This is a genomic window from Oceanidesulfovibrio marinus (genome assembly GCF_013085545.1).
GTDB classification, from domain to species: domain Bacteria; phylum Desulfobacterota; class Desulfovibrionia; order Desulfovibrionales; family Desulfovibrionaceae; genus Oceanidesulfovibrio; species Oceanidesulfovibrio marinus.
In genome coordinates this window covers 1,219,311-1,235,429 of the sequence record NZ_CP039543.1, presented here as the reverse complement: position 1 = coordinate 1,235,429, position 16,119 = coordinate 1,219,311, and the positions used below count along the sequence as shown (strand labels likewise).

Genomic DNA, 16,119 nt, shown 5'->3' with positions numbered 1-16,119 from the left:
GTCACACGGGACGTTGTAGCTGTTTGTTTCAAGCATGCGTCCTGTGAATCTACCCGGTTACGCCGGGCCGAGCGGTATCCATGCATCGAGTCTGACCCGTGAGGACGTTGAGAGACCTGGTAACGGACAGGCCCTCGGCAGGGCGAAAGTGCGCAGCTTCGCACACTGCTTCGGCGCATGGTGTGATGGTCATATATTTCTCCCATGAATTTATTGTATACAAAAAAAGGATAAAGATCAAATGGATAAATAACGATGGGGAATTGGCCGCAGTTTGCCGTGATTTCAAGAAATACTTGAGAATAATTTGAGATTTGAGTATCTTGCACAACGGTCTACTGTGGAATGCTGTTGCATTGCCATACATTCCAATATCTTTTTACGCAGCGTTTACAGAGGGTACGCCATGGATTCCGCGAAAGAGAAAGTGGTCCCGTTGAAAAAGGAGCCCGGCAGCGCCGGAGGTGTCATCCCCAGGGCGGAGTCGGCGGGCAGCATCAAGGCACGTCGCGACATCGGATGGCTCGCGCTCATCGTGTCGTTTATCGCCATCCTGGGCATGGGCGGTGTGTACTATACGCTGTCCTCCAGCCAGAAGGACATGGCCGCCCAGGTGCAGAGCGCTGTGACTGCCAGCAATGACGCGAACCAGGCCCTGGAAGGGCGGGTGGACGACATGCAGGCCCAGCTGGACAAGCTGGCTTCGCTGCCCGGAGACGTACGCGAGATGATGCTGCAAGACATGGTGGACGATCTGGCCAGCCGCGCCGGGGCGCTTGCCGACAAGCTCGGCGATAATGCAGACGCCCAGACGCTCCAGCAACTGCGCGATGTCTTGAGCAAGCTCCGGCCCACTACTGCAGAGTAGCGTGGATATTGTGTGGAGAGTGCGAGCATGACCACGTTCCTTGGCCGCCGCGGTGCGGCGTTGCTGCTGTATCTCGCCATTGCCGCCTTCGGCCTGACTGCGTGCCAGGGAGCCAGATCCGCTTCCAACACCCTCGCACCGCCGGAACCGACCACGGCCGCCGAGCGCAGGGGGCTGGCGTATCTCAAGGCCGGCTCGCTCAACGGCGCGCTGGAGCAGTATGATATTGCGCTGGCCCAGGGCGCTTCGCCGGCGGTCATCAACTGGCGCAAGGGCGACGCCTACTTCTCCGCCAAGAAGTGGAAGCCGGCGTTCCGGCATTTCAAATTAGCCATCGATGAGAGCCCGGACTGGGAGCTTGCCCAGGAAGGGGCCGGCTTCGCCGCTTTCGAGCTGGGCGAGTTCCACAATGCCCGCGTCTATTTCGAGCGATCCACCGAGCTGTACGGAAAGAACTGGGTGCCCCACGCCTTTCTCGCTGTCATCTACAAGCTGGAAGGGCAGCTGGAACAGGCCAAGGCCGAGAGCGAGACCGCCTATGAGCTGGCCGGGGACAACAGGGTCCTGGCCGACGCCACCATGAAGCGCGCCTTTCTCCGCGCCGCCTTGTTGAAAGAGCAGCGTAAGGACGAGCCCCAGACCTCCGTGGCCGCTCCCGATGCCGAAGCAGGACCGTTGGGGCGGTTGGAGTCGCTCGCTCCGGACACGAGCCAACCCGGCCAGGAGAGCGCCAACCAGGAGAGCGCGGGACAGGCTCCGGAGAAAACCGGTGACGGCTGGGAGGTGGTGGAGGAACGGCGGATTCCCGGATACATCCTGGGCACGAACGGCACCAGGAGCGTCAATGCCACGCGGGCCGCACGCGCAGCCACGGCCGTCCGAGCCGACGAGGCCGCCGCGGCGCAGACAGAAAAATCACAGCAGGCGGAGGCCAATGCGACCAGAGAGGCCTTGGAGGTCGAAGGCGGCAACAAGACTGCCGGCCCCACCAAAGAGTCCGGTCTGAACATGAGCCACGAAGGCTCTGTGACGGTCATCGAGTCGCCCGGCTTTGAGGACATGAACGGCACGTTGGCAGCGGGCAACGCCAGCCTGGCCGGGCACAGGGCCAACGCGACTTCCGCCAATGCGACATCTTTGAGCGCAAGCGCCTCGAAGGTGAGCCCCGCCAATACGACAGCGGCGCCTTCCCCTGCACCCTCGCGGCAGGCCGGCGAAAGTGCGGCCGCGCAAGTTTCCACCGTCGCAGCAGCCGCGAAAAACGCCACGGCGGAGCGGGCCGCTCAGAGCGCCATCTCCGCCAACCGGTCAGCAGTGCCTCAGGTGGTTGAGCCTAAAATCGCCGAACGCAAGAAGGCCGAGCCAGAGAAGGCTGAGCCCAAGCCGGTCGTCCCCACGGCGGCTGGAGCGAATGCGACTGCGCCTCGTAATGCGCCCCACAACGCGACGCAGGTCGCCACGGCCATGAGCGCGCCCAAACCGGCAGCTCCCAAACCGGCCGCGGACAATGCGACCCAGGCAGGCACAGCCGAAGCGGAATCGCAGCAGCACAATGCGACCAGGCCCAGGGTCGCGAGTATTGCCGAGCCGGGTATGGTCTACGCCGTGCTGGAGAGCTCCTGGCGCGAGGAGTACCGCGCCGTGAACCGCGTGGCTGATCTCAAGAAGCGCGGCATCCGCGCCCATGTGGTGCCCTCGCAGGTCAAGAACAAGGGGCTGTGGTACCGGGTGATGATCGGGCCGCGCAAGAAGCTGCAGGAAACCAAGGACATCAAGGAAGAGCTCAAGAAGCGCTTCGGGCTCACGGACCTGGTGATCCTCAAGATTCCGGAGTCGAAGTTCTAGCGCATGGCACAACCTTAAGAAAGGTTAGGATGCGCGTATGCAAGCATTTAAGACAATAGCAAATTGTTTGCGCTGGGAGTTTGGGGTCGAGGTTAAAATGTGCTAAGCAGCATCGTTGCCGCGACTCGGGGTGTCCAGGGCCGGCGCCAGCTCCGCGAGCAGCCTGCCCAGATTTTGGGAGGATGCTTCCGCCGCGGCGACGACCTGCTCCAGGCTGGTCTCGGCCATGCAGTCGGGCAGGTTTTTGTTGGTCAGGGACGAGATTGTCAGCACCCGCAGGCCCATGTGCCGGGCCGCCAGCACCTCCATCACCGTGGACATGCCCACGGCGTCCGCGCCCAGGGCGCGCAGCATGCGCGTCTCGGCCGGCGTTTCCAGCTGCGGACCGCGAACGCCAATGTAGACGCCTTTTTCCAGACGGATGCCTATGCGCATGGCGGCGTCCATGGCGGCCTGGACCAGGAACGGATCGTAGGCGCGGCTCATATCCGGAAAGCGCGGCCCCCAGGCGTCGTGGTTCGGGCCGGTCAGGGGGCTTGTCCCGGTCAGGTTGATGTGGTCGGTAACCGCCATCAGGGAGCCGGCGTCGAATAGCGGGTTCAGGGCTCCGGCCGCGTTGGTGACCACCAGGGTGTGGATGCCGAGGCCGGCCAGGACGCGCACGCCGAAGGCGACCTCTTCGGGGGTATACCCTTCGTACAGATGGAAGCGGCCCATGAGCGCGGCAACGGGCACGCCGGCCAGGGAGCCGAAGGCAAGACGGCCGGAATGGCTATGCACGGTGGAGGTAGGGAAGCCTGCAATGTCCTCATATGGCACGGAATAATCTGTTTTCAGAGCAGAGGCTGCTCCGCCCAGACCCGTGCCGAGAACAAGACCCAGGCGCGGCATTTGGCGCACCTGGGGCATGGCGCGAATAACCTCTACGGCTTCCTGGACTTTTTCAGGTTTTTGCATACAATCCACCCCGGAAGTTAAAGGTTCTTCCCATCGCAGTGGGCGATTTTGGGAAGGACTTGAAGAGGATGCACAGGTCGTTGAAGCTGCGGACATACCCGGGCTTCGGCATAACTCCTCCGCAGCAGGCGGAGCAAGCTTAGGCACGGACAATGGATATTGCAACGCTATTTGGAATCATCGTAGGATTCGCACTGGTGCTCGGCGCCATCTTCCTCGGTGGGTCCATCTCCATATTCGTGAACATTCCAGGCTTGATGATCGTCATCGGCGGAACGTTCGCGGCTACCTGTGTGACATTTCCCCTGGAAGAAGTGCTCCAGGCGTTCGGCGGCGGCGCACGCGCCTTTGGAATTAAAAAGGTCAAGCCGCAGGAAGTGGTCTCGACCATGGTGCGCATCGCCGAGATCAGCCGCCGGGAAGGCCTGGTGGCCCTGGAGAAGATCAAGACCGAGAACGCGCTGCTCAAGAAGGCGTGCCAGCTCATCGCCGACAACGCCGACCCCATGCTCATCCGCGACACGGTGATGATCGAGATCGCGACCATGAAGCGGCGCCACAACGTGTCCATCGCCGTGTTCAAGCGCCTGGGCATGTACGCGCCGGCCTTTGGAATGATCGGAACGCTCATCGGCTTGGTGCAGATGCTCTCCCAGCTCGATGATCCAAAGTCCATTGGGCCGGCCATGGCCGTGGCCATCCTGACAACGTTCTACGGCGCGCTCATGGCCAACCTGCTGTTCATTCCCATCGCGGGCAAGCTCAAGGCCAGGACCTTGCAGGAAGAGGTGCAGCTGAACATCATCTTCGAGGGCGCGAAGTCGATTCTGGAAAATAACAACCCGCGCCTGGTCTACGAGAAGTTGTCCTCGTTCATTTCACCCAAGGAGCGTCGTTCCGGTGGCAGACAATGAATTCCCGGTAGGAGTGGGGATCGACGAAGACAATGACGGGCCAGATGAGTGGATCGTCACCTTCGCCGACGTGTGCATGCTCCTGCTCGTGTTCTTCGTGCTGCTGTACTCCATGTCCACAATAGACTTGACGCGCTTCACCGACTCATTTACTGCGGTGCGCCAGGCCTTGGGCAGGGAAGGCATGACCGCCACCCACATGCGGGTGGAGCAGGAAGAGGGCGCGATCATGGAGTCCGTGCTGCTCCAGCGCCAGCTTTTGGCCGACCAGCGCAAGGTCTACACCGAGATGCGCACCTTCATGAACCGCAAGGGGCTCGAAGGCGTCATCGGAGCGGTCTTCGACGAAGGCGTCATTACCCTGCGCCTGCCCTCCGGGGTGCTTTTTGCTCCGGGAAAGGCCGAGATTACGCCCGAAGGCCGCAAGGTGCTGTCGCAGCTCAAGGATTTGTTCATCCAGCGGAACGATCAGCATATCGACATCCGCGGATTTACCGATAACACGCCGCCCCCGGAGGACAGCCGATTCAAGGACAACTGGGAGCTCTCCGCAATGCGCGCGGTCAATGTGCTGCGCCTTTTGCTGGAGGACGGCGTGGAAGCAAGCAGGATGACGGCGACCGGTCTGGCGGACATGGACCCGATCTATCCCAACACCTCGCCGGACAACCGCGCCAAGAACCGGCGGGTGGAGTTTGTGCTCGAAAAACGGGTGGGTAACCCTTGACGCCGGACGTGACGGCTCTATTTCCCGGCAGAGGTCCGCGTGGACAAGTTTAAATTCAACGTTCCGGATCGCGACAACAAGCGTCGCGCATATCGCGTGAATGTGCACGGGCTTCGGGTGTATATCCCCGAACGCGAGGAGAGCTATCCAGCACGGGACCTGAGCGCCGTCGGCATGTGCATTATGGCGTCCGAGGGCAGCTTTCAGTGGGGCGAGGTCTTTGAATGCGAAGTGTTCATGGAGGACCAGTCCTATGTTTCCGGATTGTACGCCAAGGTGCAGCGTTTACTGCCAGACGGGCAGGTGGGCGTGAGCTTCGAGGAGCTCGACCCGCGCAACGAAGCCAGGCTGGACAAGCTCGTTCTCGAGACGCAGAAGCGGATGATCAATCAGAAGCGCGCTCGGGAATCCAGCCAGGATCCCGACAACGACTGACCCAATTCTTGTAAGGATACGATTTGTGAGTGTTTCACGACATAAGGTCCTGGTGGCCAACCGGGGCGAGATAGCGGTGCGCATCATGCGCGCCTGCATGAAGCTCGGACACGATTTCGTGGCCCTGTACACCGAGGCGGATGCACAGTCCGGCCACGTGCGCCTTGCGCGCGAGAAGGGCGGCGAAAAGAGCCTCTACCGGGTGGCCTCCTACCACGACGCCAACGAGATCATGGCTGTGGCCGACGCCAGCGGCGCGACCGCAGTGCATCCCGGCTACGGTTTCTTTGCAGAGGACTTCCGATTCGCCCGCCGGGTGACGGAGCGCAACCGCAAGCTCATATTCATCGGACCGTCCTGGCGCGTCATCCGCGACCTGGGAGACAAGATCAATACGAAGCGCCTGGCGCGCACCCTGGAGGTGCCCACGGTCCCAGGCTCGGACAAGCCCATCTACGATGAGCTTGAAGCCGAGGAGATCGCCGAAAGCCTCTTCGCCTTCCAGGCCGAGCAGGGCATCGACAAGCCCCTGGTCCTGGTCAAGGCCTCGGCCGGAGGCGGCGGCATGGGCATCGAAGAGGTGCACGACCCGGACATGTTCCGCTCTGTGTACCGACGCATCCGCAACTACGCTATGCGGCAGTTCAACGACGAGGGCGTGCTCATCGAGCAACGCGTCCACGAGTTCAACCACCTCGAAGTGCAGGTGCTGGCCAGCAGAACCGGCGAGCCGCCGGTCCACTTCGGCACCCGCAACTGCACCATCCAGTCCACGGGCCGGCAGAAGCGCGTGGAGGTCGCCCCCGGGTTCGCGCCGGACTCCATCTCCTACCGCTTCAACGGCAACAAGGTGCTCAACGACATCGTGGACCACTCCCTGAAGATGGCTTCCAAGGTGGGTTACGACTCTGTGGGCACGTGGGAGTGGATCGTCACTCCCGTGGGCAAGCCCTTCCTCATGGAGGTCAACACCCGCATCCAGGTGGAGAACGGCGTTTCCGCCATGATCTCCCGGATCAAGGGCGACCCGAACGTGGACCTCATTGCCGAGCAGATTCGTCTGGGTCTGGGCGACGAGATGGGCTATACTCAGTCCGACATCACATTCGAGGGCGTGGGCATCGAGTACCGGATCATCGCCGAGGACCCGGCCAACAAGTTCGCGCCGTGGATCGGCCGCATCGAGAAGTACGGCTGGCCCGAGCACGACTGGCTCCAGGTCTACACCCAGGTCCCCACGGACGACCCCTACGAGATCCCCACGGAGTACGACCCCAACCTGGCGCTGGCCATTGTCTGGGGCAAGGATCTCGAACAGGCCAAGGCCCGCGGCAAGCAGCTCATCGACGCATTCGTCCTCGAAGGCAAGGACGCGCAAGGCCGGCCCCTGAAATCCAACCTCGCCTTCCTCAAGGAAAAAACGGACGAGCTGCTGGAATTCTAGCGCTTCCGTACCAATACGATTCACCATGGATACCGATAAGAAACTCCAGCTCCTCGGCGAGCGACTCAGATACATCCAGGATATCTTCGGGAACAGGACCAACGAGCATATCGAGCTCCTCAAGACCAAGCTCGACGAGTTCCTGAAGCGCGAGCCTACCCTGGCGTTCCCGGACAAGGTGCGCGAGCTCGCGTCCCTCGAAGACCTCTTTACCTTCCAGGAGAACAGGCTCGAACGCGAGCTCACCCCCATGGACAAGGTGCGCATCGTCCGCCATCCCCAGCGCATCTGTCTCAAGGACATCCTGGAAAACGTCTACGACAACTACACCGAGATCGGCGGTCAGGACGAGTACTCCATCGACCCCTCCATGCTCATCGCCCGGGCCTACATCACCCGGCGCATGCGCGGCCGCGTGCAGCACCAGCCTGTCATGGTCATCGGCCAGGAAAAGGGCCACGGCCAGGAGTTCCGCAACGGCGGATCGGTCAAGCCCTGGGGCAACGCCAAGGCGCTGCACTACATGAAGGTCGCCGAGACCGAGAACATTCCGATCCACACCTACGTCTTCACGCCCGGCTCCTATCCCATCGAGGACTACCCCGGCGCGGCGCAGCAGATCGCCAAGAACCTCTACGAGATGGCCTCGCTCAAGGTGCCCGTCATCGCTGTCTTCTCTGAGGGCGGCTCCGGCGGCGCGGAGGCCATCGGCCTGGCCGACAAAAGGCTGATGCTCTCCCACGGCTATTACTCGGTCATTTCGCCCGAGGGCGCCGCGGCCATCGAGTCCGGCATCCGCCAGGGCCAGCGCGCTCCCGTGGAGTTCATCGAGAACGCGGCCAGGAATCTGAAGATCACTGCCGAAGACAACAAGCGCATGGGCTACATCGACCGCATCGTGCCCGAGCCTCCGTTGGGCGCGCGTCCCGAGCACTACGACTTCTTCAAGCTGCTGCGGCAGGAGGTCATCAGCGCCACGGACGAAGTCGTGCTCAAGGTCCGCGGCATCAAGCTCTTCCGCGCCTGGGCCCTGCGTCGGCGCAAGCGCATGCAGACCACACGCACCGACGCCGAGAGCCTGTACGTACGCTGGGGCCTGTCGGCCAATGCGCGCGAGGACCTGCTGGTCCGCCGCTACAAGCGCTTCGGCAACATGAGCCGCAAGGCCTTCCTCGATCCGCGGCCCACGTGGAAACGGGCGCACTCCTCGGCGTACGAGATGCTCTGGTCCGTGTACTCCTTCTTCAAGTACGACATGTTCCGCAAGCACTCCAAAAAAGTGCGGCGCACCGTGGAAGAGGTCGGCGCGGAAGTTTCGTACGTGTGGGACCGGGTGCTGACGCCGGTGAACAAGCTCAGGAACGTGCTCTCCAAGCCCAAGGCGCTGCCGCCGGAAAAGGAGCAGCAGCTCACCCAGCTTTCCTATTGGGAAGAGGAGAACGGCTCGCAGAGCGGCGCCTGGAAGTACGTGAGCCCCAAAGCCCGCGAGGACCGCGCCATAAGCTGCCCCAACGCCGCCACCCACGGCTGCCTGGATCTCTGGGCGCCGGACCTGTACGGCGACTTCGCCGGCGTGTGCAGCTACTGCGGCCACCACTTCCGCATGGAGTACCACTGGTATCTTTACAACGTCTTCGATGCCAACTCGATCTATGAGTTCAATGAAGAGATCGAGTCGCAGAACCCGCTGGACTACGAAGGATTTGCCCAGAAGCTGGAGCAGGCCAAGAAGAAGACCGGTCTGAAAAGCGCCTGCAAGACCTTCGAGGCCCGCATCGACGGCATCCAGCTCATCGTGGCCATGCTTACAGCCGACTTCCGCGGCGGCTCCGTGGGCGCGGCCGAGGGCGAGAAGTTCTATCGTGCGGCCGAACGCGCCCGCAAGAAGCACTTTCCCTTCCTGGCCTATGTGCACGGCACGGCCGGCATCCGCATCCAGGAAGGCGTCAACGGCGTCATCCAGATGCCGCGCTGCACCATGGCCATACGCCGCTACATCGACGCCGGCGGGCTCTACCTCGTGCTCTACGACACGAACTCCTACGCCGGCCCTGTGGCGTCGTTTCTGGGCTGCTCGCCGTACCAGTTCTCCATCCGTTCGGCCAACATCGGCTTTGCCGGTCCGGGCGTCATCAAGGAGACCACGGGCATGGACATTCCCCCGGACTACCACAAGGCGTACCGGGCCCTGTCCCGCGGGCACATCCAAGGCATCTGGGACCGCCGCGAGGTGCGCGGCAATCTCCAACAGGCCCTGCTCACCATGGGCGGCCGCAACCTCTACTACCGTTAAGCACGGGAGGATCGAGTGCTCGACATCACGAAGCTCCTCGAAGAGCTCAAAGCCTCCCCGTACGAGGAACAGAATGTCTACACGCCGCATACCGGCGTGCTTACATTCCCGGAACTGAAGCCTGGCGATACCGTTGCCGGCGTTACGGGAACCTACAAGGAGAAGCCCGGCACCGTGCTCGCCCACATCGAGCGCGAGCGCAACAAGAAGCCCATCAACGCCACCGAGTCCGGCGAGGTCGTCTCGCTGAACAAGGAGCTGGGAGGGCAGTTCGTGGAGGCCGGCCAGCAGATAGCCACGCTGCGCCACTATCTCTCCAAGGACGAGGTCATCTCCATCATCCTCAAACAAACCTTGTACCTCTTCCCCGCGCCGGAGCGCGCCAAGTACTACTTCACGCCGGACATCGACCAGAAGGTCAAGTCCTCGGGCGCCAGCTCCATCACGGTGCGGCCCGGCATGGAGCTGCTCATTATGTCGCGCATGAAGCGGGAGTCCCCGGTGTTCTACGAGGGACCGGAAGGGGTCATCTATGCTGTGTACTTCCAGCCCAACGAGAACGTGGACATGGGCGCGCCGCTCATCGGCGTCTGCCCGCCGGACCAGCTCTCGCAGATCGAGGACGTGGTGGTGCGCGTGCAGACCGAGTGGGTGGAGCGGCAGTAGCACCGCCTGCGGCCGCGTCTGCGCGTGGACCGGGCAGTCGTCGTCCGGCGTTCGGCATACCGCGCCGGGCCATGAGTCGTCCGGGAACCAGACCGCCGCATATAGTGCGGCCAGGACAACAGCCTGCGGCGGCAGGTCAGAAGCGAGGAGGTGCCGGATGGGCAAGATTCTGCAGATTCGCGTGAGCGCCTACACCTACCGGCCCGAGGACGTGGAGGAGCGTTATCCGCGCCTCACGGCCCTGGCGTGGCCTGCGCGAGGCTCCGGCGCTCCGGGCCCCGAGCCCACGATCGGCCTGCTGGAGATGGTGGACGCCCTGGCCGACCAGGCCCGCTTCGGCGACTGGTCCAAGGAGCTTGTGGCTGACATGGAGCCTGTCCTGGCCACGGCGCAGGACCGCAAGTCCAAGCTGGAGCGCGCGCTCTCGGACTGGGACCCGCACACCGCCGACACGCTTTCCTACGAGATCGAGGATGCTCTGGCCAAGCTGGAGAAGATGGCGCCCAAGGCTGAAGATTGATTCGAATTGACCGGTGCGTCCTCCCGTGTCAGTCTGGGAGCTCGCATCAAACGATATTTTATGGAGGCAACGCATGGCCGGAAGCCTGAATAAAGTTATGATTATCGGGCGCTTGGGGCGTGATCCCGAGCTTCGTTACACCCAGGGCGGCTCACCTGTCTGCAACCTCACCCTTGCCACCGACGAGTCCTACAAGGATCGCGACGGCAACAAGGTGGACCAGACCGAGTGGCACCGGGTCGTGGTCTGGGGCCGCCAGGCCGAGACCGTGGCCAACTATCTGCGCAAGGGCCGCCTGGCCTACGTGGAGGGCAGCCTGCAGACCCGCAAGTGGCAGGACCAGCAGGGCCAGGACCGCTACACCACCGAGATCAAGGCCTTCAACGTCCAGTTCCTGGACAGCCAGCGCGACGGCGAGGGCGATTTTCAGGGCCAGCGCCCGCAGCAGGGTGGCCGTCCGCAGCAGCGGCAGCAGCAAGGCCAGCAGGGACGCCAGCAGGGCCCCCGCGAGCAGGGACCGCCGGACTACCCGGACGAGGACATGGGACCGGCCTTCCCGTCCGAGGCCAGCGGCATGGACGACGTTCCGTTTTAGAAGCCACCCAACAGTGATCTTTTGCCCTGTGGCGGCGTCAGGCTCGTTCCGCCCGAAGGTCGAATATTTTCGCATATACTTCCTTCGCGCGAAACTCGCCTTTCTTGCCACAGAACAAACTTTCTATTGTTGAGAGGCTCCTCTTCCTGTTTCTTGATTCTTCGCTGCTTCAAACATTGCCAAGGGAGAGCTTTCCGCTGGAAGGCTCTCCCTTTCCCTTTCGATGGGGACGCCGTCCCCATACCCCTGCCAGGGGAATTCAGTTCCTCTGGACCGCAGAAACGGGTCCAGGGACGTCAGTCCCTGGCAGGAGCGTGAGGGCGGAGCCCTCGCAACTCACTGACCGTTGCTGCCCACGGCTTTGAGCAGCTCGAGCATCACGCCAATGCCGCGGCGCACCTCCGGATCGCGGGCCGCGCGCACCATGCCCCGCAGGCCCACGGGTTGGACCGTGTCCAGATCCACCTTGGCCGGTGCGGCGGCCAGCCGTTCCAGCACGGCCACGGCGTTCTTGTCTCCAAGCCCTCGCGCCAGGCCCAGCAGGCCGACCAGACTGTCGTTCATGGCGTTCAGGTCGTCCTCGTCGAACTCGTCCGCGATGCGCTCCAAAAGCTCAAGCTGTTTTCTGAGCAACGAGAACACCCCGCGTTTGTCCAGCTCGTCCAGCTCCTGAATCCATTGGTGGATGGTCGTCTTCAGCAGCGGCTCGGCCGTGGCGGCAAAGTCGATGAGGTTGCTCATGGACTCCATCATGAAGGTGAGGTTGCGCACGTTGCGCAGGCTCTTCTTGAGCAGGAAGAGCATGTCTTCGAGCAGGAAGTCGGCCTCCACGTCCGAGAGCTCCACGATGAGGGCGCGCACGGCCTCCTCCACCCGCGGGGCCAGCTCGTTCTTGAGCTCCTCTACGGATCGGGCAGAGCGCGTAACGGGCTCGATGCGTTCCACCAGAAGGGCGACCTGCGACTCGAGGGCGCTCAACCGCTCCAGCACCTCATCGTTGTGTGCCATGTCGCACCTCCCCTAGATTGTGCACTCGGCGCCCTTGCGCACCTTGCCGGCCAGGGTCATCTGGCTTTCCAGCGGCAAGTCCAGCCCCTTCATCATCAGATTCCAGTACACCCAGCGGAACATCATCTTGCCCCAGTGGTTGGAGAGGGTCTCCTGCAACAGGCTGAACGGTCCCAGACCGGGGAAGGGGAACTTTCCGGGCAGCGGCTCCACGTCGTAGTTGAAGTCCAGCAGGATGGCTTTCTCGAAGCCGGAGTCCAGAAAGCAGGTGGCGTGGCCGTCAAAGGTGGGCAGCGGTTCGTGGCCGTCGATCTCGCGCAGCAGGTTCTCGACCAGGGTGTACGACTGGTAATGGGCCACGGAGCCGGCCTTGGATGTGGGCACGTTGGTGGCGTCGCCCAGGACGTAGACCCGATCCAGCCCCTGTGCCTTGAGCGTGTGCTTGTCCGTGGGCACGTAACCCATGGGGTCGGTGAGCTCGGATTCGATGAGCGCGTCGGCGCCGAAGTTGGGCGGGATGGAGACCAGCAGGTCATAGCCCACCTCCCGGCCGTCGTGCGACTCCAGGGTCTTGTTCTTCACATCCACCTTGGCCACCTGATAGTTTGGCGTGACCAGAATCTTCTTTTTCTCGGCGATCACGCCCAGGGCCTTGGACGCCACGGGCTTGGTGAACACGCCGTCCAGGGGCGTGACCAGCTCGATCTCCACGGCGTCGCGCACGCCTGTGGCGGTGAAGTACCAGTCCGCCATGAACACGAACTCCAGCGGCGCGATGGGGCACTTGTACGGCAGCTCGGCAATGTTCACCACGAGCTTGCCGCAGGTGAAGTACTTCAGCGGCTTGCGCAGGGCCTCGGCGCCGTCCGGCGTGTAGAAGGTGTGGATGTCCGTGCCCCAGCCTTCCTCCATGCCCTCCACCTCGTCCGGCTTGACCCGGCAGCCCGTGGCGATGACCAGATAGTCGTAGTCATAGGAGGCCAGCCGCGTTTCCACCTTCCGGTTCTCGACATCCACGCGCGTCACCTCGTCGAGAACGAAATCCACTCCCTTGGGAATGAACTCCCGCTTGGGCTTGATGCACTCCTCCAGCGAGTAGATGCCGAAGGGGATGAAGAGCCAGCCGGCCTGGTAGTGGTGCCTGTCGCTGCGATCGATGATGGTGATGGACCAGTCCGAGTCCGAAAGCTCCTTGCGGAGCTGGTTGGCGACAATGGTGCCGCCGGCGCCGGAGCCGATGATCAGAATCTTGCGCATGGCCTACCTCCTCCAGGCAGCAAGGCGGGTTGCCTGTCGTTTTGTTGCCGAGTGCATTCTCCGGGCGTTTCGAAAGGATTCCACCATGTACTGTTAGAGCACAGTCTGCGGGACGGGGCAAAAGATTTCGTTTTTCCCCATGGAATGGCACAACACGTCTGGCCCGGGCCGGGATTGGCCGGGGCGAGACCGAGCGGCTTCAGGTGGTCGCAGCTGGCGGCTCGTTTTCCCCGAAAAACGTCCGTGCATGCTGCGAGAAGATCAAATCGGGCAGGGCGACGTGCTGTAGGTCATGGCTTCAAGCTGCTGCCGTGTGCTCGCGAGGTCTTTGTGCACGATGCCGCGGATGCCTATCGAGGAGGCCACCTCCACGAACAGGGAGCGGTCGTCGATGTAGACCACCTCATCCGGCTTTGCCTGGCCGATGTCCAGGGCGAGGCGGAAGATCTTCTTGTCGGGCTTGCGGAAGTGCACGAAGCTCGAAGACACGAAGACATCCACAAAGCAGTCCAGGGCAAAGGTGCGGATGCGGTGCTCGGTGAGCTCCCGGCCCTCGTTGCTGACCACCACGATCTTGAGGCCGTGCTCCGCCTTCATCCGGCGTACCAGCTCGATCATCTCCGGATAGGGCTTGGACTGGTCGAACATGAACTTCCTGAACGTTTCCCGAGTAAAAGATCGAGGTTTGAAGAACACCAGCCGGTCGAGGTACTCGTCCAGGCTGAGCTCTCCTTCCTCGTAGGTATCGAAGGTGAGGTGGTGTCGCTCGTTCATGTCCTCGGCGTCGAGCTGGAAGGTCTCGGCGGCCAGGCTGCGGGCGTTGCGGTCCCAGCCGTTGGTGAGCAGCACGCCGCCGACGTCGCAGAACAGTGTGGTGACGGGGGCTTGGGAATCAGGCGTCTTCGATGTCTCGGTCATTGAGTTCTCCATAGAGCAGGGCGGGATACAGGGACATTGTATCTTTGGACTCCTTTTGGCGTGTGGAGTCAACAGTGGTCAAAACCTTCTCACCTGCTGAAGAAGCGCTCGCCCAGGCAGCGCGATGCCGCCGCGAACTCTTGCCGGGCGGAGGCTTCCGACTGCGCGGGGCTCCAACGGTGCGGCGGAATCTCCTCTCGTGCATGGTCGGATACCCGGAATATGCCGCGCCGAAGCGCCGAATCGATGATTTTGATTCGATCACTTTATCTGATACACATACTAAGCTTGGCAGAGGCGTGATATTTTTGCCCTTCCCAAACAGTGCCATGAGGATTCCATGACCCGATTCACCCATCCGGGCTACGCCTGTCTGAAAACGCTGCTGGTGCTGGCCGCCGCAGCGATCCTGCTCACCTCCTGCGCTGCGCTGCCGCGCAGGGCCCTGCCCGAGAAGTATGAGGACATGGCCCAGGTAGACGGCCTGCAGAGCGTGCGCACGTGGGCGGATGAGTTCAACCCGGCCTTCCAGCACACGCTCGTGGAATCAGTCAAACAGCGGCAGGCGTACTACGAATCCAGGGGACTGCCCTGGCCGACAGCCGATCCGCTCAACTTCCTGGCCATCTCCGGAGGCGGTGATTACGGTGCCTACGGTGCGGGCGTTCTCTTCGGCTGGACACAGGCAGGCGACCGGCCAGAGTTCGACCTCGTCACCGGCGTGTCCACCGGCTCGCTCATCGCGCCCTTCGCCTTCCTGGGGCCGAAGTACGACGATCAGCTGCGCAAGGTGTACACCACCATCGACGCCAAGAAGGTGTTTATCCTCAAGCGCATCTTCCAGATCATCGGCGGCGACTCCATAGCCGACACCAAACCACTGGCCGAGCTCGCCGCCAAGTACATCGACGCGAAGATGCTCAAGGCCATCGCAGCTGAGCACGACAAGGGCCGCCGGCTGTTCATCGCCACCACCAACCTGGATGCGCAGCGGTCCATGATCTGGGACATGGGGCGCATCGCCAAGGCTGGCCGGCTCGATCTTTTCCGCGAGGTCCTGCTCGCCTCGTCGTCCATTCCGGCTGTCTTTCCGCCGCAGTATATTGAAGTGAAGGCCGCGGGGCACAAGTATGACGAGATGCATGTGGACGGCGGCGTGGTTACGCAGGTCTTCCTCTACGGGCCATTTATAGACCCCACAAGCGCGGCTGCCGCGCAGGGGGCCAACTTCCACGACCGTGAGAAGAACATGTACATCATCATGAACAACAAGGTCGCGGGCACGTACGACCCGGTCAAGCGCAAGCTTGCCGACATTGCCGGCACAGCGGTATCCAGCCTGATCCGCAACCAGGGCATCGGCGCTCTGGACCGGCTCTACCTGCTCGCCAACCGCGACGGCTTCGACTACAACCTCACCTTCATTCCGGACAGCTTCGTGCCGGCGACCACCAAGATCTTCGATCCCGGCGTGATGAATACGCTCTTCGATCTGGGCCGGGAGCGTTCCCTGGCCGGTGCCGCCTGGCAGGACCACCCGCCGGGCTTCACGCCGTAGCGGCATTTCCGTTGTGATCAGTGTCTTTGGAAAAGGCCCCCATGCAGGTTGCTGCGCGGGGGCCTTTTCCTATTATTGGGTGCGCGCCGCATTCTACACAGAGCGGCGGGGCAG

15 protein-coding genes are annotated in these 16,119 nt (G+C 62.5%); 11 read left to right on the top strand and 4 right to left on the bottom strand.

The annotated features are described in order from the left end of the window. The first annotated feature begins 406 nt into the window (after positions 1–406). Both E8L03_RS05510 and E8L03_RS05505 read left to right on the top strand, forming a co-directional pair. The gene (locus E8L03_RS05510) at positions 407–868 is read left to right on the top strand and encodes a hypothetical protein (RefSeq protein ID WP_144305850.1); all 462 of its coding nucleotides are present in this window, start codon (positions 407–409) and stop codon (positions 866–868) included. A 27-nt stretch (positions 869–895) separates the two neighbouring features. Continuing rightward, complete coding sequence (locus E8L03_RS05505) at positions 896–2,713, top strand: SPOR domain-containing protein (protein ID WP_171266783.1); 1,818 nt, start codon at positions 896–898, stop codon at positions 2,711–2,713. A 102-nt stretch (positions 2,714–2,815) separates the two neighbouring features. On the opposite strand, the gene E8L03_RS05500 is transcribed toward E8L03_RS05505, so the two are convergent. Further along, positions 2,816–3,670 (bottom strand): purine-nucleoside phosphorylase, encoded by an 855-nt coding sequence (locus E8L03_RS05500; protein ID WP_171266782.1) that lies wholly within the window; start codon positions 3,668–3,670, stop codon positions 2,816–2,818. 152 nt (positions 3,671–3,822) lie between these two features. Here E8L03_RS05500 and E8L03_RS05495 point away from each other — a divergent pair, with 152 nt between their 5' ends. The 8 genes from E8L03_RS05495 to E8L03_RS05460 all read left to right on the top strand — a co-directional run bounded on the left by E8L03_RS05495 (position 3,823) and on the right by E8L03_RS05460 (position 11,264). Further along, the gene (locus E8L03_RS05495; protein WP_144305853.1) at positions 3,823–4,584 is read left to right on the top strand and encodes a motility protein A; all 762 of its coding nucleotides are present in this window, start codon (positions 3,823–3,825) and stop codon (positions 4,582–4,584) included. Further along, entirely contained in the window at positions 4,571–5,311 is a 741-nt protein-coding gene (locus E8L03_RS05490) for an OmpA/MotB family protein (protein WP_235896645.1), read from the top strand. The genes E8L03_RS05495 and E8L03_RS05490 overlap by 14 nt, the downstream gene beginning before the upstream one ends. 39 nt (positions 5,312–5,350) lie before the next feature. Beyond that, positions 5,351–5,746, top strand: coding sequence for a PilZ domain-containing protein (locus E8L03_RS05485; RefSeq protein ID WP_144305854.1), 396 nt, complete (start codon positions 5,351–5,353; stop codon positions 5,744–5,746). A gap of 25 nt (positions 5,747–5,771) precedes the next feature. Then, on the top strand, positions 5,772–7,190 hold the full coding sequence (locus tag E8L03_RS05480) for a biotin carboxylase N-terminal domain-containing protein (RefSeq protein WP_144305855.1): 1,419 nt from the start codon (positions 5,772–5,774) through the stop codon (positions 7,188–7,190). A gap of 25 nt (positions 7,191–7,215) precedes the next feature. Further along, a complete protein-coding gene (locus tag E8L03_RS05475; protein WP_144305856.1) occupies positions 7,216–9,483 on the top strand; it encodes a carboxyl transferase domain-containing protein in 2,268 nt (755 codons plus the stop codon). Between the two features lie 15 nt (positions 9,484–9,498). Further along, a complete protein-coding gene (locus tag E8L03_RS05470; protein WP_171266781.1) occupies positions 9,499–10,149 on the top strand; it encodes a biotin attachment protein in 651 nt (216 codons plus the stop codon). 157 nt (positions 10,150–10,306) lie between these two features. Continuing rightward, positions 10,307–10,669, top strand: coding sequence for a hypothetical protein (locus E8L03_RS05465; RefSeq protein ID WP_144305858.1), 363 nt, complete (start codon positions 10,307–10,309; stop codon positions 10,667–10,669). 73 nt (positions 10,670–10,742) lie between these two features. Continuing rightward, positions 10,743–11,264: a single-stranded DNA-binding protein gene (locus E8L03_RS05460; protein WP_144305859.1), complete on the top strand. Its 522-nt coding sequence runs from the start codon at positions 10,743–10,745 to the stop codon at positions 11,262–11,264. A gap of 336 nt (positions 11,265–11,600) precedes the next feature. Here E8L03_RS05460 and E8L03_RS05455 read toward each other — a convergent pair whose 3' ends face one another. The 3 genes from E8L03_RS05455 to E8L03_RS05445 all read right to left on the bottom strand — a co-directional run bounded on the left by E8L03_RS05455 (position 11,601) and on the right by E8L03_RS05445 (position 14,447). After that, the gene (locus tag E8L03_RS05455; RefSeq protein ID WP_171266780.1) at positions 11,601–12,272 is read right to left on the bottom strand and encodes a DUF1641 domain-containing protein; all 672 of its coding nucleotides are present in this window, start codon (positions 12,270–12,272) and stop codon (positions 11,601–11,603) included. 12 nt (positions 12,273–12,284) lie between these two features. Then, entirely contained in the window at positions 12,285–13,529 is a 1,245-nt protein-coding gene (gene sqr, locus E8L03_RS05450) for a type III sulfide quinone reductase, selenoprotein subtype (RefSeq protein WP_144305861.1), read from the bottom strand. Between the two features lie 261 nt (positions 13,530–13,790). Beyond that, positions 13,791–14,447, bottom strand: coding sequence for an HAD family hydrolase (locus E8L03_RS05445; protein WP_144305862.1), 657 nt, complete (start codon positions 14,445–14,447; stop codon positions 13,791–13,793). A gap of 340 nt (positions 14,448–14,787) precedes the next feature. Here E8L03_RS05445 and E8L03_RS05440 point away from each other — a divergent pair, with 340 nt between their 5' ends. Next, the gene (locus E8L03_RS05440) at positions 14,788–16,005 is read left to right on the top strand and encodes a patatin-like phospholipase family protein (RefSeq protein ID WP_171266779.1); all 1,218 of its coding nucleotides are present in this window, start codon (positions 14,788–14,790) and stop codon (positions 16,003–16,005) included. Positions 16,006–16,119: the final 114 nt, after the last annotated feature.

Coding starts and splice junctions, on each gene's coding strand:
- E8L03_RS05510 (WP_144305850.1), top strand. CDS start 407: ATGGATTCCGCGAAAGAGAAAGTGGTCCCGTTGAAAAAGGAGCCCGGC.
- E8L03_RS05505 (WP_171266783.1), top strand. CDS start 896: ATGACCACGTTCCTTGGCCGCCGCGGTGCGGCGTTGCTGCTGTATCTC.
- E8L03_RS05500 (WP_171266782.1), bottom strand. CDS start 3,670: ATGCAAAAACCTGAAAAAGTCCAGGAAGCCGTAGAGGTTATTCGCGCC.
- E8L03_RS05495 (WP_144305853.1), top strand. CDS start 3,823: ATGGATATTGCAACGCTATTTGGAATCATCGTAGGATTCGCACTGGTG.
- E8L03_RS05475 (WP_144305856.1), top strand. CDS start 7,216: ATGGATACCGATAAGAAACTCCAGCTCCTCGGCGAGCGACTCAGATAC.
- E8L03_RS05465 (WP_144305858.1), top strand. CDS start 10,307: ATGGGCAAGATTCTGCAGATTCGCGTGAGCGCCTACACCTACCGGCCC.
- E8L03_RS05460 (WP_144305859.1), top strand. CDS start 10,743: ATGGCCGGAAGCCTGAATAAAGTTATGATTATCGGGCGCTTGGGGCGT.
- E8L03_RS05455 (WP_171266780.1), bottom strand. CDS start 12,272: ATGGCACACAACGATGAGGTGCTGGAGCGGTTGAGCGCCCTCGAGTCG.
- sqr (WP_144305861.1), bottom strand. CDS start 13,529: ATGCGCAAGATTCTGATCATCGGCTCCGGCGCCGGCGGCACCATTGTC.
- E8L03_RS05445 (WP_144305862.1), bottom strand. CDS start 14,447: ATGACCGAGACATCGAAGACGCCTGATTCCCAAGCCCCCGTCACCACA.
- E8L03_RS05440 (WP_171266779.1), top strand. CDS start 14,788: ATGACCCGATTCACCCATCCGGGCTACGCCTGTCTGAAAACGCTGCTG.